Annotated in this window: 18 protein-coding genes; 13 read left to right on the top strand and 5 right to left on the bottom strand. The window is 61.5% G+C overall.

Annotated features, from left to right (window positions below; all coding sequences use genetic code 11):
- Window positions 1-54 precede the first annotated feature (54 nt).
- Window positions 55-1,044: a glycosyltransferase family 2 protein gene (locus tag HUU99_RS00090; RefSeq protein WP_174284540.1), complete on the top strand. Its 990-nt coding sequence runs from the start codon at window positions 55-57 to the stop codon at window positions 1,042-1,044.
- 6 nt (window positions 1,045-1,050) lie between these two features.
- Here HUU99_RS00090 and HUU99_RS00085 read toward each other — a convergent pair whose 3' ends face one another.
- Both HUU99_RS00085 and HUU99_RS00080 read right to left on the bottom strand, forming a co-directional pair.
- Window positions 1,051-2,103, bottom strand: coding sequence for a glycosyltransferase family 2 protein (locus HUU99_RS00085; protein ID WP_174284539.1), 1,053 nt, complete (start codon window positions 2,101-2,103; stop codon window positions 1,051-1,053).
- Window positions 2,104-2,124: 21 nt separating this feature from the next.
- A complete protein-coding gene (locus tag HUU99_RS00080) occupies window positions 2,125-3,030 on the bottom strand; it encodes a glycosyltransferase (RefSeq protein ID WP_217430720.1) in 906 nt (301 codons plus the stop codon).
- A 103-nt stretch (window positions 3,031-3,133) separates the two neighbouring features.
- Between HUU99_RS00080 and rfbA the strand changes: the two genes are divergently transcribed.
- From rfbA to HUU99_RS00040, 8 genes are read left to right on the top strand one after another with little or no spacing between them, the layout of a single operon-like run.
- Window positions 3,134-4,018, top strand: coding sequence for a glucose-1-phosphate thymidylyltransferase RfbA (gene rfbA / locus HUU99_RS00075; protein ID WP_174284538.1), 885 nt, complete (start codon window positions 3,134-3,136; stop codon window positions 4,016-4,018).
- The gene (gene rfbC / locus HUU99_RS00070) at window positions 4,015-4,560 is read left to right on the top strand and encodes a dTDP-4-dehydrorhamnose 3,5-epimerase (protein WP_174284721.1); all 546 of its coding nucleotides are present in this window, start codon (window positions 4,015-4,017) and stop codon (window positions 4,558-4,560) included. The genes rfbA and rfbC overlap by 4 nt, the downstream gene beginning before the upstream one ends.
- A 13-nt stretch (window positions 4,561-4,573) precedes the next feature.
- Window positions 4,574-5,431, top strand: a complete 858-nt coding sequence (gene rfbD, locus HUU99_RS00065; protein ID WP_174284537.1) for a dTDP-4-dehydrorhamnose reductase — start codon at window positions 4,574-4,576, stop codon at window positions 5,429-5,431.
- Window positions 5,424-6,491, top strand: coding sequence for a dTDP-glucose 4,6-dehydratase (gene rfbB, locus HUU99_RS00060; protein ID WP_174284536.1), 1,068 nt, complete (start codon window positions 5,424-5,426; stop codon window positions 6,489-6,491). The genes rfbD and rfbB overlap by 8 nt, the downstream gene beginning before the upstream one ends.
- A 17-nt stretch (window positions 6,492-6,508) precedes the next feature.
- The gene (locus tag HUU99_RS00055; protein ID WP_174284535.1) at window positions 6,509-7,516 is read left to right on the top strand and encodes a glycosyltransferase family 2 protein; all 1,008 of its coding nucleotides are present in this window, start codon (window positions 6,509-6,511) and stop codon (window positions 7,514-7,516) included.
- Window positions 7,503-8,420 (top strand): hypothetical protein, encoded by a 918-nt coding sequence (locus HUU99_RS00050; protein ID WP_174284534.1) that lies wholly within the window; start codon window positions 7,503-7,505, stop codon window positions 8,418-8,420. The genes HUU99_RS00055 and HUU99_RS00050 overlap by 14 nt, the downstream gene beginning before the upstream one ends.
- The gene (locus tag HUU99_RS00045) at window positions 8,417-9,406 is read left to right on the top strand and encodes a rhamnan synthesis F family protein (protein WP_174284533.1); all 990 of its coding nucleotides are present in this window, start codon (window positions 8,417-8,419) and stop codon (window positions 9,404-9,406) included. Before HUU99_RS00050 ends, HUU99_RS00045 begins: the two co-directional genes overlap by 4 nt.
- Window positions 9,407-10,417: a glycosyltransferase gene (locus HUU99_RS00040; RefSeq protein ID WP_174284532.1), complete on the top strand. Its 1,011-nt coding sequence runs from the start codon at window positions 9,407-9,409 to the stop codon at window positions 10,415-10,417. It abuts the gene before it with no gap.
- A gap of 73 nt (window positions 10,418-10,490) precedes the next feature.
- Here HUU99_RS00040 and HUU99_RS00035 read toward each other — a convergent pair whose 3' ends face one another.
- Complete coding sequence (locus tag HUU99_RS00035; RefSeq protein ID WP_174284531.1) at window positions 10,491-11,927, bottom strand: oligosaccharide flippase family protein; 1,437 nt, start codon at window positions 11,925-11,927, stop codon at window positions 10,491-10,493.
- Between the two features lie 182 nt (window positions 11,928-12,109).
- Complete coding sequence (locus HUU99_RS00030; RefSeq protein WP_174284530.1) at window positions 12,110-12,742, bottom strand: FkbM family methyltransferase; 633 nt, start codon at window positions 12,740-12,742, stop codon at window positions 12,110-12,112.
- Window positions 12,743-13,201: 459 nt separating this feature from the next.
- Here HUU99_RS00030 and HUU99_RS00025 point away from each other — a divergent pair, with 459 nt between their 5' ends.
- Window positions 13,202-14,275 (top strand): glycosyltransferase family 1 protein, encoded by a 1,074-nt coding sequence (locus tag HUU99_RS00025; RefSeq protein ID WP_174284529.1) that lies wholly within the window; start codon window positions 13,202-13,204, stop codon window positions 14,273-14,275.
- A gap of 151 nt (window positions 14,276-14,426) precedes the next feature.
- The gene (locus HUU99_RS00020) at window positions 14,427-15,608 is read left to right on the top strand and encodes an acyltransferase family protein (protein ID WP_174284528.1); all 1,182 of its coding nucleotides are present in this window, start codon (window positions 14,427-14,429) and stop codon (window positions 15,606-15,608) included.
- A gap of 25 nt (window positions 15,609-15,633) precedes the next feature.
- Here the strand turns inward: HUU99_RS00020 and HUU99_RS00015 are convergent, their stop codons facing one another.
- Window positions 15,634-16,689: an acyltransferase family protein gene (locus HUU99_RS00015; protein ID WP_174284527.1), complete on the bottom strand. Its 1,056-nt coding sequence runs from the start codon at window positions 16,687-16,689 to the stop codon at window positions 15,634-15,636.
- Between the two features lie 342 nt (window positions 16,690-17,031).
- Here HUU99_RS00015 and HUU99_RS00010 point away from each other — a divergent pair, with 342 nt between their 5' ends.
- Window positions 17,032-17,793, top strand: a complete 762-nt coding sequence (locus HUU99_RS00010; protein WP_174284526.1) for a PEPxxWA-CTERM sorting domain-containing protein — start codon at window positions 17,032-17,034, stop codon at window positions 17,791-17,793.
- 253 nt (window positions 17,794-18,046) lie between these two features.
- The gene (locus HUU99_RS00005) at window positions 18,047-18,784 is read left to right on the top strand and encodes a class I SAM-dependent methyltransferase (protein WP_174284525.1); all 738 of its coding nucleotides are present in this window, start codon (window positions 18,047-18,049) and stop codon (window positions 18,782-18,784) included.
- The last annotated feature ends 325 nt before the right edge of the window (window positions 18,785-19,109 follow it).

Here is a 19,109-nt window from a genome sequence, read left to right as displayed (position 1 = left end):
GGGCGGAACTGGAACGTCCCTTGGGAAAGCGCTCTTCGAAAGGGACGTCCGGCGATGATCCGTTCAGACGCCTCTGTCTGCGTCATCATCGCAGCCTATAATGCTGCCGCGACCATCGGCCGCGCGATCGATTCCGCGCTAGCCGAACCGGAGGTGTGCGAAGTCCGCGTGATCGACGATGCCTCGACCGATGGCACGGACGTCGCGGCATCGGCGCATGACGACGGCACCGGCCGACTGTCGGTTCGCACCCTGCCCGCCAATGCGGGCCCAAGCGGTGCGCGCAACTTCGCGATCGCCGCCAGCGACGCGGCCTTCATCGCCATCCTCGACGCCGATGATTTTTTCTTGCCCGGACGCTTCGCCGCACTGTTCGCAACTTCGGATTGGGACCTGGTCGCCGACAATATCGTGTTCGTCCGCGACCCAGGCACCGTACGGCGTGCGTGCGTCGAGATCGGCCGCCACCATATCGAACCTCGCCGGCTGACCGCGGTCGGCTTCGTCGAGGGATCGATATCGCAACGCGGCCGCTACAAACACGAATATGGGTTTCTCAAACCTGTCATGTCACGTGCCTTTCTGGACCGTCATGGCCTGCGGTATGCCGAGCAGATGCGATTGTCGGAGGATTACCACTTGTACGTCCGCGCCCTGATCGCGGGCGCGCGTTTCCGCCTTTCCGCCGGCTGCCATTATGTTGCCGTGGAGCACGCGCATTCGCTGAGCAGCGCGCATGGCGAGCGCGATCTCGAGGCGGTAGAGCAAGCAATCGTCGAGCTTCTGGCGTTATCGGCTAACGATGCCGATCTTCATGCCACGCTGCGACGACATCTCGACCAGGTTGCACGCAAGCGACGTCACCGCGCATTCCTGTCGCAGAAAAGATCGCTGGGCGTCGTTCGGGCCGTCGCTCGGCACGCTGAACATCCCGGACGGCTGCTGGCGACACTCACGGATATCGCGAGAGACAAATGGGACGGTGCCATGACCAAGTTGACGCCTCGCCGGGCCACCGTCGACGAGCCGCGATTCCTGATATAGTCGACGCTACCCCATCAGCCGTCGCAAATGGCCGGCCAGCCAGTCGATCACCCGCGGCCGGCTCGACCGTTCGATCTTCCACGCGAGTGCCCGCCGCGCGATCGGCCCGGGTGCAAGCCCCGCGGCCAGGAAGATAGCCGCACTGGTCGTTCGCCGTTTCAGCGACATCGGCGCCGCGAACGCCGCCCGTGCACCCGCGAGGCCCAGCGACGCGCGACGATCGCCACGGTAAGGATGCTCATCCGGCGCGAAGCACAACGACGCCAGTCGTTGTTCGAGGTGAATGCCGTCGGCCATGCCCGGCTCCTGTGCGATCGTCACGTTTCGACGATGGCCGTGGTCGCGCAGCGCGGCGTATCGGTGCTCGTCGTGATCGACCCGCCAGCGCGCACGCTTCGCGATGTTCGCGCCGAAGCCGCTATGGTTGCTGTCGTGTCGGCGATAGGCACCGATCGGCTCCTCGATCGCAATAACGCGTCCGTATAGCGGCACGACCGTCGCGAGATACCCGTCCGCGGACCGGTCGAACGCGCGTTCGGGGATCGGCATGACCCGTTCCAGCGCCTCGCGGGAAAAGGCCAGCCCGGTGGTCACCGTCGTGGCGTAGCGGCCGTACGCCGCCAGCGCCGGCGCGACATCCCCGGTCGCCAACGCCACTTCATAAGGCGGGAAGACATCCTCGACCCGCCCCGTGACATCGACGAGGTGAAGCCGCGCCTGCACCTGCGCCACGCCGGGCGACCAGGACGCGACGATCCGCTGGGCCGCGTCGGGATACAGGAAATCGTCCGCGTCGAGGAACAGGATCAGCTGTGCCGAACATCGACCGAAACCCGCATTGACCGCGGCCGACATCCCGCCGTTTTCCGACCGGAAAATACGGATGATCCGGTCGCCATAACCAGCGATGACTTCACGCGACCCGTCGGCGGATGCGTCGTCGACGACGATCACTTCGCACCCGTCGAGCGTCTGCGCCAGCGCCGAATCGATCGCCTGCGGCAGGAACTGGGCGTAGTTGAAGTTGACGATCACGATCGAGAAGCGCGGCAGTGTCATGATCGTTTCCCCAACGCCGGATCAATACAGCTGCAGATCGGGCCGCCCCAGATAGGTCGCGCATGCACCAAGATGCAGCATTCCCCGCACGGTCATTCGCCGCCAGCGCACGGCGGACGGCGCAGTGATCGCCGCGGCGACCAGGCACAGCACCGCCTTGCCCGCCGCCGTCACCAGGAGGATGGGGCGGCCGCCGCCCGCCGCCAGCCGGGTACGCGCGTAGGTCTGGCCGTTGCGGAACGAGCGACGGCACAACCAACCGATCGTCAGCCGCGCAATCGGCACGGGATCGTCGACGATTGCATCAGGCGCATAGGCGATCCGCGCACCGTCGCGCACCGCGCCGGCGAAGAACACGTCGTCCTCGCCGCCCGACCGGCCGAGGTCGAGGTCGAACCGACGCCCGCCGAACGCCGACCGCCGCAACAGGACGTTACAGGTATAGCCCGTCCTGATGTCGTCGGTCTCTGTGAACGGCGGCGTCGTCGAATGAAGGTCGGCACGACTGGCCCAAGCAGGAGCACCCGGTGGATAGAGCGCCCTGGCGGGTCCTAGTACGGCGTCCGCCCCGGTTTCGTCCAGACGTGCGGCCAGCGCCGCCAGCCAGTGAGGAATGGCGCTTTCGTCGTCGTCGATAAAAGCGAGCAGCGGCGCGTCGCCGGCGTCGAGACAAGCGTTGCGCGCGACCGAGATGTTGCGTTGCGGCGCGTGGATGTAGCGATAGTCGATGCCGAGTTCCGCGCCGATCGATACCACCAGCGCGCGGGCGATAGGGGTCTCGTCATTGTCGGCGACGATGACCCGCAGCGAGGTGCCGACCGGGAGTATCTGCGTGGCAAGCGATCGCAACGTGGTCTCCAACGAGGCGCGGCGATAGGTGCAGACGGCGACGTCGATCAACCGACCCTGCGACAACCGTTCGTTCAATCGCCCGCTCCAGTAAGTGTTTTGCAAGGTGCCGCGCCTAGAACCGGTATTGCTGCGCTGCGCCAATACATTATGAGGCGAGGCTTAATCTGGGGTTGATCGAATGCGCAAGGGGATGATTCTGGCGGGCGGGTCGGGGACGCGGCTGTATCCGCTGACCCGGGGCGTCTCGAAGCAGTTGATGCCCGTGTACGATAAGCCGATGATCTATTACCCGCTATCCACGCTGATGCTCGCCGGCATCCGCGATATCCTCATCATCACGACTCCTCACGATCAAGCCGCATTTCAGGCAGTGCTTGGTGATGGGGCGGCATGGGGCCTTTCGATCGACTACGCCGTCCAGCCCAGCCCCGACGGGTTGGCGCAGGCCTTCATCATCGGCGCTGATTTCGTCGGCGCCAATCCTTCGGCGCTCGTGCTCGGCGACAACGTCTTCTACGGGCATGGGCTTACCGATCTGCTGGCCTCGGCCGATGCGCGCACCGCTGGGGCAACCGTGTTCGGCTATTATGTGGCGGACCCGACATCATACGGGGTGGTCTCCTTCGACGCGCAGGGCCGAGCGGAGACCATCGAGGAAAAGCCTGCGAAGCCCAGGTCGAACTATGCGGTTACCGGTCTTTATTTCTACGATGGCAATGCCGTAGACTATGCCCATCGCATCCAGCCGTCCGAGCGCGGCGAACTGGAAATCACCGATCTCAACCGGCTCTATCTCGATGCGGGGTCGCTGAACGTGGAGATCATGGGGCGCGGCTACGCTTGGCTCGACACCGGCACCCATGCCTCGCTCCTCGACGCCGCGCAATATGTGAAGGTGACGGAGGACAGGCAGGGTCTGAAGATCTGCTGCCCCGAGGAAATCGCATGGCGGATGGGCTTTATCGACGGTGCCCAGCTCGAACGCATCGCGGCACCGCTGCGCAAGAGCGGGTATGGCGAGTATCTCCTCGCGATGCTGAATGAAGGAACGCGGGCATGGTGACGTGCATCGAGACCGACCTGCCCGATGTCGTCATCGTCGAACCGCGTGTCTTCGGTGACGATCGAGGGTTCTTCCTCGAAAGCTTTAACGAGGAAGCGTTCGCGGCCGCCGGGTTGCCGACCAGATTCGTCCAGGACAATCACAGCCGGTCCCAGGCCGGGGTGTTGCGCGGCCTGCATTTCCAGAACCCCGAGCCGCAGGGCAAGCTGGTCCGCGTCACCGCCGGTGCGGTCTTCGACGTGGCCGTCGACATCCGTCGCTCCTCGCCGCATTTCGGGCGATGGACGGGTGTGGAACTCTCCGCCGCGAACAAGCGGATGCTGTGGGTGCCGGAAGGCTTCGCGCACGGCTTCCTGTGCCTCGTCGACGGCACCGACTTTCTCTATAAATGCACCAGCGTCTATCGCCCGCAACTCGAGCATTCGATCCGCTGGGACGATCCTGCGATCGGCATCGACTGGCCGCTTAACGGCATGACGCCCAGCCTGTCGGCAAAGGATACTGTCGTGGTACCGCTCTCTGCCGTCGATGTGTTCGCGTGACGGGGATGCGCGCGTGAAGGCGCTTATCACCGGCTCGGACGGCCAGCTCGGGACCGCGTTGCAGGCCGTGGCCCCGACCGGCATCGCCATCGTCGCGCGTGATCGCGCGACGCTCGACCTGACCGATGCCGCGGCGGTACGGGACCTGATCGCCAGCGAGCGCCCGGACGTCATCCTGAACGCCGCCGCGTGGACGGCGGTCGATCGCGCCGAGGCTGAGGAGGCCGCTGCTCATGCGATCAACGCAGACGCGGTCGGCATTCTCGCCGCGGCCGCGCGCGACGTCGGCGCAAAGCTGGTCCATGTTTCGACCGACTTCGTCTTCGACGGCAATGGCGGCATACCCTATTGTCCCGACGCCCCGGCCGCGCCGGTCAGCGCATATGGCCGCACCAAGCTCGCAGGAGAAATCGCGGCAGGTGGTGATGCGCTGATCGTTCGTACCGCCTGGGTCTATGCACCGACCGGCGGCAACTTCGTCCGGACCATGCTTCGGCTGATGAACGAGCGCGATTCGGTCGGAGTCGTCGCCGATCAGGTCGGCACCCCCACCTACGCCCCCGATCTCGCACGCGCGCTCTGGGCGTTGTGGCAGGCGGAGGCGACCGGCATGCTCCATTATACGGACGCCGGCGTGGCGAGCTGGTATGATTTCGCCGTCGCCATCCAGGAGGAGTCGGTCGCGCTGGGCTTGTTGGCCAAGGCGGTGCCGGTGATACCGATCACCACGGCGCAATTCCCCACCCCTGCCCGCCGTCCCTTCTATTCGGTGCTGGACAAGACCCGCACCTGGAATATTCTCGAGAAGCCGGCGCCGCACTGGCGCGTCAACCTGCGAACAATGCTCAAGGAAATTGCAGCTCATGGCTAACCTGCTCGTGACCGGTGGCGCCGGCTTCATCGGCAGCAACTATGCTCGCCAGCGTCGCGCCGAACGGTCCGAAGATGTGATCGTGGTGCTCGATGCGCTGACCTATGCAGGCAATCGCGAGAGCCTGGCCGGTGTGCCGGATATCATTTTTGTCGAGGGTGACATCGGCGACCGCGAGCTGGTCGACAGGCTGTTGTCCGACCACCAGCTCGACACGATCGTCCACTTCGCAGCGGAAAGCCATGTCGACCGATCGATCAGCGGTCCCGAGGCGTTCGTTCAGACCAATGTGGTCGGCACCCATGTCCTGCTGCAGGCCGCCCGAGCTGCGTGGCTGACCGGCGCGAAAAGGCCGCATCGTTTCCATCACGTGTCGACCGACGAGGTCTATGGCACGCTCGAACACGACGACCCCGCCTTTACCGAGGAAACGCCGTACCGGCCCAATTCGCCCTACTCCGCCAGCAAGGCCGGCTCCGATCACCTCGTCCGCGCCTATCACCATACCTACGGGCTCGAGACGACGATCAGCAATTGCTCGAACAATTACGGGCCATACCAGTTTCCCGAGAAGCTGATCCCGCTGTTCACCCTCAACGCCCTCGCGGGCCGGCCCCTGCCCGTCTACGGAGACGGGATGAACGTCCGCGACTGGCTGCATGTCGAGGATCACTGCCACGGCATCTCGCTCGTGGTGGACAAGGGGCGTCCGGGCGAAGTTTATAATATCGGCGGTGGTCAGGAACTGCCCAATTTGCGCGTGATCGAGGAGATTTGCCGCGGCGTCGACGCAGCGTTCGCCGCCGACGTGTCGCTTGCAGGCCGGTTCCCGGATGCCGCCGCCGCGCGGGGTGCAGCGACCAGGGATCTCATCAGCTACGTGACGGACCGCCCCGGCCACGACCGCCGCTACGCCATCGACGAGACCAAGATCCGCAGCGAACTCGGTTATGCGCCGCAACGCGATTTCTCGACCGGTTTCGCCGAGACACTCGCCTGGTTCCTCGGCAACGAGGGCTGGTGGCGGCCGCTTCTCGATCACGCGTCGATCAGCCGCTGAGCGAGCAGGGCGACGCCATGCTGCCTCCGACCGACGTTGCGGAACCCTCACCGTCCCCCGCCTCGGGGCCGATGAGCGTCGCGGTCATCATCGTGAACTGGAACGGCTGGCAACTCAGCCTGGATTGCCTAGCGTCGCTTCGCCGCAGTGAAGGTATCGATTGGCATCTATATCTGGTCGACAACGCGTCGACCGATGCTTCCGCCGATCATCTGCGGGCGCTCGGCGACGATGTGACGGTGCTGTTTTCCGACGTGAATGGCGGCTGGACCGGGGGCAACAACCTCGCCATCCGCCGCGCGCTGGATGACGGCTTCGACAATATCTTCATTCTCAACAACGACGCACAGGTCCTGCCCGAGACCATGAACGAGCTGTTGCGCACCAGCCTGGCGCACGGCGGCGACCCGATATTGGGTCCGCTCCACCTTTCCGGCGACGGTGGAACGCCGGAATTCGTCGGCGCAACCGTCAATAGCGGAACCGGGCTGGCCGACATCACCAATATCGATAATGTACGGCTCGACGACCTGCCCCCTTTGTACGCGACCGCTTTCATCAAGGGTGCGGGCATCTTCGCCAACCGACGGCACTTCAAGACGCTTGGTCTTTTCGACGACGCGTATTTCCTGAACTATGACGATACCGACTGGGCGTTTCGCGCCCGCAAGGCCGGTTATCCCCTCATCATGGTCCGGTCCGCACACATCATCCATGACGGCTCCGGGTCGATCGGCGGAGGCTATTCGCCGCTGAACGTCTATTTTCTCGCTCGCAACCAGCTTCTGTTCGCGGAACGCCATTGCCGGCTGGCGCAGCGCCCGCGACAGATCATCGAATTCATTCGGCAGGGCAACCGGCTCACGCCTGCCAGAAGCCAGATCACGCGTCTGTTCGCCTTGCTGTTCGGGCGTTCGCGGCTGGCGTTGGCATGGCGGGCGGGCGTTCGCGATTATCTGTTGCGGCGGTTCGGCGACTGTCCGCCGAGCGTCCGTCGGTTGAGTGTTTCCAATGACGTCGCCTGAGCCGGTACTGCTGTATCTGTGCTATGGCCGGCAGGAAATCTACGACCAGGCGATCTACTCGATATTATCGCTGATGCGCGTCGCGGGCGACCCACCGCTGGGCTGCCGGATTGTCGTCTATTGCGATCGCCCTTCGACATTCGCCGGGTTGCCGGTCGACGTGGTGCATATCGAAGATGCGACGCTCGAGCGCTGGTTGGATGGTGGGGACTACGTGCATCGGCGCAAGACGTGCGCGATCATCGACGCACTCGACCGGTTTGGCGGTAAAGTGGTTTTCATCGATACCGACACGTATTTCACGCGCCCCCCCGCGAGCCTTTTTCACCGCGTGGGCCGGGGTCGGGCGTGTTTCCATATCCGCGAGGGCTGTATCCGATCCACGGCGACGATGCCGGACCGCGCGCTGGTCAAGCAATTGGAGCAAGGCGACTATCGGCTCTCGTCCGGCGCGCCGGTGATCGTGGAAGCCGACACACCGATGTGGAACACGGGCATAGTCGCCATCGACGCCACCGATATCGGGCTTGTTCGTGAGGCCCTGTCGCTCAGCGACGCCATCTGGGCGGGCGCCGATCCGACAGGAATGGACGGCAAGAAAATTCATCACGGCGAACAGTTTGCGATGGGATATGCGTTTCGCCATTGCGCGCTGAGCGAGGCGGCGGACCTGGTGTATCATTACTGGCCCTACCCGACGAAAGCCGAGTTTGCCGGTCGGCTGCCGACGCTGGTCCGGGCAGGTCTTGCCGACCGCTCGCCGGCAACGCTCGACATGCTCTATGCCCAACGCCCGCGCGAGCGCGGGTTTCTGGCATTGAAGGACACGGTGAAGATGCAGGTTCGGCGGACCGGCCAGCTGCTCGGGGTGCCCCTGCCGGGTGTCCGACGGAGTGTCGCATGAGGAACTCCGGTTATGCCCCCCCCGACGACGTGCCCGCCGCCGAATGCGCCAAGCGCCGTACGAACCTCAACAGCAATGGACGGAGCGTGATCATCGGCCCAGGGCTGCGTTGCGTGGTCGTCAAGGCAGCAACGCTGCTGGGAATGGACGCCGCCAAGGTCGATCGTAACCTCCCCACGAAATCACGGTGGTTGAAGCGGCCGTGTGGCCTTGCCCGTGAAACCTGCCTGTTCGTGACCGTCGCTACCGGAGGATGCGTTCCCGAGCATGCGCTCGTCCATGCGCGCGCGTGGCAAGCATCGGGCATGTCGGTCATTCTGATCGTCGCCTCGGATCATCTTGCGGCGATCAAAGAAGATGACCTGCAATTCGCCGATGGCATCCTGCTGCGTGAAAACCGAGGATATGACTTTGGTGCCTGGGCCGATGCCATCAGACAGTTGGGGAAGTCGATCGCCAGTCTCGACCTGCTCGTGATCGCCAACGACAGCGTCTTCGGACCGTTCTTTGGCCTCGACGGCGTCCTGGCCGATGTGCGGGCAGTCGACGGCGACGTGGTCGGATTGACCGAAAGCCACGAACGTACCCACCATTTCCAAAGTTTCGTCTTGTTCTTCAAGTCGCGGGCACTGCGATCCGAAGCGTTTCGCCTCTTTTGGAGAAGCGTCCGGCAGGGTGATCGTGAATGGGTGATCGGCTGTTACGAAATCCGCCTTCGTGATCGGCTGTCGGCGGCAGGACTATCGACGGCCGTATTGTACGACACAAACCAAACGGATCATCGAAACCCGACGCTTGGGCGCTGGCGGGAGTTGGTCGATCGCGGTTTTCCGTATGTAAAAATCTCCCTGTTGAGGGACAACGCCTATAATGTGGACCTTCGCGGCTGGGACGAGGCCGTCCGAACCACGGGGTATGATATTTCGATCATCGAGCGGTATTTCGATCGGCGCAGTCTTCGTATCGCCTTGGGGGATCAGGCCTAGATGCCGACGACATCCATCTTGATGCCGACCTGGAATGGCGCGTCCTTCATCCGTGAACAGGTTGCATCAATCTTGGGGCAGAGCGACCCCGATTTCGAACTGCTCGTGATGGACGATGGGTCGTCCGACGACACGGTCGCTATTATCGAAGAACTGGTCGGCACGGATGCCCGGCTTCGCCTGCTGCCGTCATCGGGTAATCGCGGTCAGCGCCGACGGCTCGTCGAACTTCTCAGCCAGGCATTGGGGACGTTCATCGCCATCGCCGATCAGGACGATATATGGGCGTCGGATAGGAACGAACGGCTGCTGGCCGGCATCGGCAGCCTGCCGCTGGCATTCGGCCGATCGGATATCATTGACGGTGCCGGCGGGGAGCAGGGCCGATCGCTTCTGGAGGCATTCCGGATCGACGCCAAAACGCAAGGACGGCTCCGCTCACTCTTCTATCCGCTCGTCTCTGCGCACGCGGCCCTTATCCGCCGTGATTGGCTGGACGTCGGCGCGTTCTACGGATCGCGGCCGTTCGACTGGCTGATCGCGCTGGAGGCGCAATTTTCATCGGGCCTCGTTTATATCGACGATGCGATCGTGTACCACCGCATCCACGGAAACAATCAGAGCAACGGGAGCGTCGCACGAGAGAAAGCGAACAGGCGTTTTTCCCGGTCTCGTCTCCGCCTGAGCACCGGATTCGTCGCAAGCGACCGTATCCTGTTCTATCAAACGGTCGAATTTCTAAGTCGGTCGGTCGTCTTGAAACCCGATGTGCGCCGGGTCATGAGCAATGTGGTCGAGGCCTGTTTCTACGCATGGTATTATCATCTCGACTATACCCTGAACCGAGGCCGCAAGCTGGAACGTGACTTGCACGTGTTGTTGGCACCCTTCGCCGAATCGGACGATGATCTTGCCATGTTCGACAAGACGATCCGGTCGCTCACCAGATCGCAATATGGGCCAACCAACCTGGTCGAATCATATCGGCGTTATACCGACTGGTATTGGTAGCCACATCGGCTGGCCGTTCGGCGGCAGATTTGGATCCCGCGGGCGGTGCGAACATCGAACTTGCCACCGTGACCTAGCCCGTGCGCAAGCGATTACGCACAAAGAGCAGTTCGGCGAATAGCGGGTGCTTTCGGTGGCGAACGGCCAGCAGCCAAAGCGCGATCCCGGCGGCCACCGACGTCACGACCAGCGCGAATGGCGTCTGATAGGACCAGCCGCCGAGGACCATCAAGAGCAGTGCGGGCGAAACCGCGACCGCCGTCAATCCCAGACTTTCGCGAAAGATGGTTTCGATCTCGCCCGCCCGCGTCCCGACCAGTCTATCCATGTGTGGTCGGTAGAGAAAATATCCGATCAACGCCTCTGCAACGCGACTTGCCGCCGCCCCTGCAATGCCGAAAAAACACCCGCCGATGAAGAGCGCCACACCGCAAACTGCCCGGATCAGCTCGAAGCGGGTCTGCAACGCCGTCTGATGACGCAGGACGAAGACCTCCCAGTTCATGCCGAAGCCCAACGCCACGAATTGCGCGAGCATCAGGATGCTCAGCGGCGCGGCGGCAGCATCCCATTTGCCGCCGTAGATCGAATGGATGAGCGGACGGGAAAGAATGGCGATCCCGATCATCATCGGCCAGATTGCCGCGGTAATCATTCGCATGCTCGCCATAAACGAGGCGTGGAAGCTGCCGTGCTCGCGCAGGTCTTGTGCCATGCGAACGAAGACGACGCTGGTAGCCTGGCCGTAAACGCTGGTGAACACCATCCCGGCGAGATTGGATGCCCGCGAATAGAGGCCGAGCGCGGAAAGCCCCAGTATACGCCCGAGACTGAGGTCGGAGATACGCTGCGCCAACTGGGCGACGCCGCTGATCGACATGATCTGGAGACCATAGACGAACGCCGGTCGCAGTCCCCTTCTTGTCGGAATGAAGACCGTGTCCTGGTACCGCCGGATATTGAAATAAGTCACCGAGAACAGGGAGCCGGCCGCCGGGCCGACGGCTAGTCCCACGGCACCCAAACCGTAAGCTACCGCGCAGACCGCGGCGATGCTCGTGATGACGTTTCGAATCACGGCCACTTTCGACAGCGTCGCAAAGTCCATCTCCCTTTGATAAAGAGATGCAGGAATAAATTCGAATATAGCGATCAGCGGAGATACGACGCTTATCGCCAGCACGATGGATATCTCACGCTGTGCACCGGCCATCCACTCGACTAACGACGCAATCAATATTGCCGTACAGAATATGATGATTTCACACGCATTCAACGTAAACAGCGATGACAGTTGCTGGCGGCTGAGTTGCTCTTCTCTCACGAGGTAGCTGCCGAGGTTCAGCGAGGTGAATACGCCGATGAAACCCATCGCCGCCATCGCAAAAGCGAACACGCCGAATTCGTGGGGATCGAGCATCCGCGCGATCGCGACCGACGAGAGGAAACCGACGAAGAGGTTCGCCCCTTGACTGCCGTACGACCAGATCAAGGACTTCCGCATCGACATTCAGTTTGACCTCTTGAACACGCGCTCTCATCCGAGGACGAGCGGCGCCGGCGACGACCGTGTAGCAGTTATTTGTGAACGCGAGCTTGGCATCGGGGCTGCCACGGACAAGATTGCGGCGGATGCGCTCAGGGTAAGCGCCGCGGTTGACGCGGGCCGATCCGCGCAATCAGCCGATCCGGCTATTCGCGAAAGCAGAATATGTTGAGCTGGAGGTCGAACCCGTGAGGCACCTTGTCGACAAAGGGAAGCGCGGGGCCGTGGGCACCATTGATCGCGTACCGGAACCCCTTGGCCGCGACCAGTTCGAGCAACTGCCCCAAAAGCTGTGGCTTGCCGGGCGTGCTGTGATATTCGAAGAAAAGATGTCGGACATGATCCAGGCAATCGACGATATCGAACAACACCGCGTTCTCCGCGCCTTCGATGTCGATCTTCAGGAAATCGACCGGACGTTTCAAGATTGCGTCTTTCAACCGCTCCGCTCGAACGAGAACGGTCGACCCCTTGCTCAGGAAATCCATTTCCGTCGATCCGGCAAGCGACCCTTCCTTGAAGAAGGTCAGCGTGGTGTCTTCCGTCCACGCCGCGGCTTCGTGAAGCTCCACGCCCGGCAAATGGCCGACATTCTCGCAAAGGAGCTGGAAGATTTCCCGATCCGGCTCGTACGCCACGATCGTCGCTTCAGGGTATAGTTCCTTGAAGAACAACACGCTCAATCCGATGTTCGCACCGGCGTCGATGATGTGCGGTGCGGCGTTGTCCGCCTTGAACTGATAGACCTCGTCCTTGAATATCTCGATGACGGAGTGCAAAAACCCGAACGAGTCCGAATAGCGGACCGTCCTCCCGCAAACCATGCTTTGGCCTGCCGTGAAATGCGGGACGCGTCGGGTAGCCCAATAATCCCGCGGGCGCATGATCCCATCGAGGGGCGAGATACGACGGCGCGCGGCATTGCGAACACGCCGTACTTGAAAACCCAGTCCCATCCATCACCCCTCATTAAGAGCGATGCTATATCACAGTGATTCCTGCCGGAAAGTGACGTGTTGTCCGCATCACCAATTGAATTGCCAGAATGACCCGATACCGAGGCCAAGGCGATCCGACCCGTATTGCCGGTCATCGTACCAAACCACGTGCGGGCAATCGTGCAGGTCGGCGCGATCGGGAAAAGGCAGCGCCATCGTCATTGGGTCAGTGGCCCCATTTTTCAACCAAGACGGATCGCCCTCCCCGCGGCATTAAGGCGGCCGGACGGTGATAGCAGCATGGGCGACGGATCGATGAGGGACGGTATTTCAATCGACGCCGACGGCGCGCAGCCTCCGTCGCCGGCGTCGGCGCGCGTGTTGTTGTTCTACGATGGTTATGAACTGAAGGCACGCGAGCGGCTGGGCCCGCGCCTCTTCCACCGCGCCCGATGTGCCACGCGCGCCGTGTGGCGCCTCGCTCGCGGGAAGCAGGTGAACACCGGCTTCTACGTGGCCTTCGTCGCGCTGGTCGACGGGTTGCGCCGACTGGGCTGCGACGTGCGCATCAACGACTTCGGTACGGCGCGGGCCGATCCGCTGTATCCCATCGGTATCGCCGGCTACCCGAGCGTGCTCGACGAGGTCGACCTGCCCAATCCGGTCATCTTCGGGCCGGGCGATCCAGGCTATCCCGATACCGCGGGTGAATGGGCGCGGCAGCCAAAGGTGAAAGCGGTTCTCCAGCCGTCGCCGTGGTTCGTCGATTATTACCGGGATTATGGCAGCGACAAGATGCTGTGCTGCCCCGTCGGTATCGATCTGGCTACGCTGAAAGACACGCGCGGGATGACGAAGACCGTCGACGTCGTCATCTATGACAAGATCCGCTGGTATCGCGGCACCCTGGTTCCCGCGGTCAGGGACCGGCTGGTGGCCGCGTTGGAAAAACAGGGTCGCAGTTACGAGATCCTGGAATATGGTAAGCATACCCAGCAGATGTATTTCGCCGCACTTCGCCGCGCCCGGTCGATGGCGTTTCTGTGCGAGCACGAAACGCAGGGCCTGGCATGTGAGGAAGCGATGGGGATGAACGTCCCGGTGTTCGCCTGGGAGGAGGGTAAACTGGTCGACCCTCGGCAGCTGCCGTTCGCCAGCGACGATCTCGTCGTCAGCAGCGTTCCGTATTTCGACGATCGATGCGGCGTGACGTTCACATTAGCCGATCTCGAGCAACGGTTCGACCATTTCTGGCGTCGCGTTGCCGATTTCGAGCCGCGGCCCTATGTCGCCGAACGACTGTCGCCTGAACAAACCGCGCTGGTATATTTGAACGAATATAACGGCTTGATGCCAAAGGCTCGCGCGTTGTGACGCCCGAGGCGGTGCGGTATAACACCTGCCCGATCGCGCGGCGCGAGCAGACCCGCAGGCCATCCACGGCGACCGCGAGAAACAGTCGATTGATGATGCCGCGATAACCGTCGATAGGACATTCGCCGACAACAGCGATCCAAGGAATATCGTGCCCGGACCCGACGACAGCAGGCAGGTGGTTCGGACGATGCCGCGGTATATCGCGATCGATGGCTTGCGTGCGTGGCTGGCGTGGATCGTCGTCGCCACGCATATCGTGCAGCAGGCGTTGCCGGATGCGGGTGGTGCCGACTGGGTGCGGATGGACCTTGGCGGTGAAGCGGTCAGCACGTTCATCATCATCAGCGGCTTCGTCATTTCCCATCTGCTGATCGAACGACCTACCCGTTATTTGCCCTATATCGTCCCCCGCTTCATGCGGCTTTTCCCGGCATTCTCCGTCTGTTGTCTGATCGGCGGACTGGCCTACGCGGCCAGTGCCCGCTGGTCCGATCCCACTTGGTTCGAGATGAATCATGCCGCGCTGTTCGACGAAACGGTCGAATATTTGCCCCAGCACATCATCGCTCATCTAACCATGCTGCACGGCGTACTGCCGAATACCGTCTTGCCGCTGTCGGAATATGTTTTTTCGCCGCCCGGATGGAGCGTGTCGCTGGAATGGCAATTCTATCTCGTCGCTCCGTTGGTCATCCGCATGTGCCGACATCGACGGGGCGCAACGATCTTGGTCGTTGCGGTGGCACTCCTGTCGCTATGGTATCACGAAGCGCTCAAACCCCTGTGGGATCGGCCGAGCATGCTGGCCGGTTCGGCGAAGTTCTTCCTCATCGGGATCGCGAGTCGCTTTGCCGCACCGGCACTGGCCGGCTCGGTCTCGTATATCGCCGCGGTCGGCCTTGGGCTCGGCTTTTCGCTGTTATGGATCGGCTCGCCCGCCATCGCGCTCTGGATCGTCGTCTACAGCTTCATGATGCGGCACGAGACGCCGAGTGGCGCAACCGACCGCATCTATACGGGCGTCATGCGAGCGGCGCTGGAGAGCAGGGCTGCCCAGTTCCTCGCCGATCGGTCATATTCGACGTATCTCCTGCACTGGTCCGTCATCATGGTGATCGGCCTTTTCGCCACCAGATGGGGGGTCGATGCAAGCTGGAGTCTGCTGGCGTGGATGACCGCCGCGATCCCGCTGACGCTGGTGCTCCAGGAGCCGATCTACCGCTATGTCGAACTGCCTGGACGATCGCTCGGCAGGAAATGGGCGCGGCGATTGGGTGGTGCCCCCGTGAAGGAAATACCAAAGAAGATCATCACGGCCCAGTCTACATGACAGCGTGACCGCTCGACGCGTGGTGTCAGCGGGACATCAGGACGGGGGTCGTATGATTCAGCCAGCGCAGCAGCGGCCTCTCGATCCACCGGTGCGTGGCAAAACCCGCGCATAGCGATACGCCGACGCTCACCAGAACGAACGAAACGAACTGCATCGGCCCCGAAAGCCCGAGCGTGCGCCACCAAATGCCGCAAAGATCGATGATCGGTGCATGGACCAGATACAGCGAAAAACTTGCATCGCCGAGCCATTTCATCAACCGCCATGACGGCAGCCGACCGCTGTCTTCCACGCCGAGCGCGCCCACGACGATGGCGACCGCGGCGACGCCGATATAACGTAAGTGCGGCACGAGAAACAGGTCGCTCGACAGAAGCGCGACGATACCGATCGGCAGGAAGAGCGCCATCCGACTGAAATCGAATACCGATATAGCCCAGCCAACCAGCAGCCCCGCCGCGAATTCCAGCAGCAGCGGACTGGTGTACACTTGCCACAGCGCGTTGTTCATGGGGAAGAGGTGGCCGAGCAGGACGAGCAGCGGTAGCACCAGCCAGACGAGGAGCAGCGGCCGCCGGATAAGCAAAGCGAGTCCGAACAGCACGTAGAAAAAGACCTCGAACTGCAAGGTCCAGCCCGGGACGAGCAGCGGCCAGATTTTGCCTTGGAACGAGGGATTGAAAAAAGGGATGAAGGCGATCGAGCGAACGAGGTTCAGCCGTGAGAAGCCGTCGCCGGTTCGCAGGCAATGCAGCGCCACCGCCAGCACCGTCATCAGCCAATAGAGCGGAGCGATTCTCGCGAACCGACGGGCATAGAAACGCCCGATTGTCTCGTCACGCGCGGCGACATACATCACGAAGCCGCTGATCACGAAAAAGATGTCTACGCCGTGCGCACCTGCGCCGAACCATTCCAGCGGATTGAACAGCCAGGACTCTTTGTCTCTCGCATGGAAAAGAACGACGAGCATGGCCGCCGCCCCCCTCAAATACTGGATCGACAGCCAGGTATGACCCGGCATCAGCTGTCGAACGCCATCAGCCCGTCTTTGTAGAGTGTTAATTGCTTGCGCCAACACGCCCCCGTAACCGCATTTCAAGCAATGCCGCTCGTCTAATCCCAAGCGCTTCTGTCAACGTCGGATAGACGGTCTGTGATAAGAAACCAGCCTTCTCGAACGATTTTATCATCAGGCCGCTGCGCCGATACCGCGTGTGATGCTGAGCGCGCAGGTCACCGGCGGCACCCCTGTTGCCTACCGCCAATCATTTCGAGCGTGGCGACCATGTCGTCGATGAACAGGATCAGCGTGCAGCTGTCCCAAAATGGATCAGGAATGGACGTATCGTAACCTATTGCTAAGAATCAGAGAAATGGGTTAGCGATGCTGTCAATCATTCGTAAGGGGGGAAACGTCGTGAACGCCAAGACGATCGCTTTGATTGCTACCGTGACTGCTGCGGGATTCGTTCCTGCGATTGCAGGCGCGCAGACTTTCTACACCGGCGACGCCAGCCGTACCCAATTCGCCACGGCGACATTGGGTGGCGCGATCACGACCGAGGGGTTCGAAGGGATCACAACGCCCACGAGCAACGGCATCGGCAATGTGCCTGAGGGCACCACGTTTTCTCGTAATGGCCTGTCGATCACCGGCAGCTTCAGCAACCTGAACGTGCTCGATAACACCTATGTCAACGGGGGCAACCAGATCAAGAACCGGTTCGGTGCTGCTACGGGCTCGGTCTTGGACGATAACTTCGGAAATTTGACGTTCACCTTCGCTGCGCCGGTCAACTCGTTCGCACTCGACCTGTCCACGATCGCACGTGGATTCGTGGGAGCTTCTAGCGGTGCGTTTGTCCTGACGATAAATGGCATATCGAACACCTATAATTATTCAGGCACCACGGGCTTCGGCTTCCTCGGCTACACGTCGCCGACGCTGTTCAGTTCGGCGACCATCACGACATCCAAGACGTTCGACAGCGAACTAGACAATGTGCAGTTCGGCACGATTGCCAGTTCCATTGCCGCCGCCACGCCCGAACCCGGCACGTGGCTGATGATGATAGTCGGCTTCGGTTTGGCGGGCTTCGCGCTTCGGTCGGCGAAGCGCCGGTCGGACGTGAAATTCACCGCGGGCATCAACGGCATCGCTTCAGGCTCCATCGCCTAACGGACCCTTTCCGGTTTGGCGTTGTGAAAGGCCGGCGGTTCCCCAAGGAGCGGCCGGCCTTTCTGCGTCCGGGCAAAGATGGCGAATGGCACCATGGCGTTCGGTCGCTAGAATGCAATGTGCTAGCATTCGTGGCTGGAGACTCGCCCGGCCCCGGGACAATCGAATTGCACGATCAGGTGCCAGCACAACGTGCGCAATGCGTACTTAGATTGATCGTAAGCGTCATTTCCATTGCAATGAAAGAGAGAACATGGCGACAAGTGCGATCGTGCGGCTGAAAAGTGCAGTAAAGGAAAGTCTGATCCGCAACGGCGGCGAACGTCTGGTTGTTTTGTTTTGGAAACTTCGTGGAAAGGATGTGAGCTATTTAGCGTCGGGAACGAGAGCGGAAAGGTTCAAACAGATCTACAGGGACGGCGTTTGGATCATACACGACAGCGACGCTCCGCTATCCGGCCTGGGATCTTCGCTAAGCGCAACCGAAGCGCTTCGCTCGTCCTTGCCTGTGCTGCTTTCGGACTTGGACGTGAGGACGCTCGTCGACGTTGGCTGTGGCGACTTTACGTGGATGTCGCATACATCTCTTGCGCTTGATCGTTACACTGGCATCGATATTGTCCCAGAGGTAATCGAAGCCAATAAGATCAGTCACGCCAGCGCGAACCGCTCTTTCATTGTCATGGACGTTTGCGAAACGATACCGCCCATGGCCGACGCCATACTATGTCGAGAAGTCCTCTTCCACCTGTCATTCAAGGACGCCGATCGCGCGCTCAGGAACATCCGTCAATCCGGAGCAGTATTTCTTCTGGCAAGCTCGGATCCGAAGATTGCCCGCAATACCGATATTCCATCCGGCGATTTTCGTGATATTAATTTAAGTATCGCGCCTTACAGCCTCGGCCAACCGATCCAGTCAATTCCCGAAACTGGTGGCCCCAATCGAAATCGGCTACTTGCAGTTTGGCGTTTAGCCGAAATTATCTGACGCCAATCCCTAATTCGTGTTCCAAAATATAGATGCCTGAAGCGATCAGACTCACCAGCTGGGCGCCCACATCAACGTGGCTACGCGACGCTGATTGCGAGGCAAAGACGGCATCCTGCTCGGTAGTGGCGGCTCGAAGGCGGGGTTTCGGCTAGCGCAGCCGGAAAACACCGTCGCCGAACGTGGCTATACCGTCGCGGCCTGCCGTGCGTGGAAGATCAGGCGATTGATATTGTAGACGAGATTGGCGGTAAGCATCCGGTGAGGACCACGACATACGGTTGGCCGATCGTCCGTCATCAATGGGTTAAACGATCTTCCAGGT

It is taken from the genome of Sphingomonas bacterium, assembly GCF_903642285.1.
Taxonomy (GTDB): domain Bacteria; phylum Pseudomonadota; class Alphaproteobacteria; order Sphingomonadales; family Sphingomonadaceae; genus Sphingomonas.
Note: the sequence above shows the minus strand (reverse complement) of the source record. Positions and strands in the feature narration are given on the sequence as shown.

Bases quoted from the DNA above. Each gene is read 5' to 3' on its own strand.
- HUU99_RS00055 (WP_174284535.1), top strand. From the start codon at position 6,509: ATGCTGCCTCCGACCGACGTTGCGGAACCCTCACCGTCCCCCGCCTCG.
- HUU99_RS00045 (WP_174284533.1), top strand. From the start codon at position 8,417: ATGAGGAACTCCGGTTATGCCCCCCCCGACGACGTGCCCGCCGCCGAA.
- HUU99_RS00005 (WP_174284525.1), top strand. From the start codon at position 18,047: ATGGCGACAAGTGCGATCGTGCGGCTGAAAAGTGCAGTAAAGGAAAGT.
- rfbB (WP_174284536.1), top strand. From the start codon at position 5,424: ATGGCTAACCTGCTCGTGACCGGTGGCGCCGGCTTCATCGGCAGCAAC.
- HUU99_RS00025 (WP_174284529.1), top strand. From the start codon at position 13,202: ATGGGCGACGGATCGATGAGGGACGGTATTTCAATCGACGCCGACGGC.
- HUU99_RS00090 (WP_174284540.1), top strand. From the start codon at position 55: ATGATCCGTTCAGACGCCTCTGTCTGCGTCATCATCGCAGCCTATAAT.
- HUU99_RS00050 (WP_174284534.1), top strand. From the start codon at position 7,503: ATGACGTCGCCTGAGCCGGTACTGCTGTATCTGTGCTATGGCCGGCAG.
- HUU99_RS00035 (WP_174284531.1), bottom strand. From the start codon at position 11,927: ATGTCGATGCGGAAGTCCTTGATCTGGTCGTACGGCAGTCAAGGGGCG.
- HUU99_RS00085 (WP_174284539.1), bottom strand. From the start codon at position 2,103: ATGACACTGCCGCGCTTCTCGATCGTGATCGTCAACTTCAACTACGCC.
- rfbA (WP_174284538.1), top strand. From the start codon at position 3,134: ATGCGCAAGGGGATGATTCTGGCGGGCGGGTCGGGGACGCGGCTGTAT.
- HUU99_RS00040 (WP_174284532.1), top strand. From the start codon at position 9,407: ATGCCGACGACATCCATCTTGATGCCGACCTGGAATGGCGCGTCCTTC.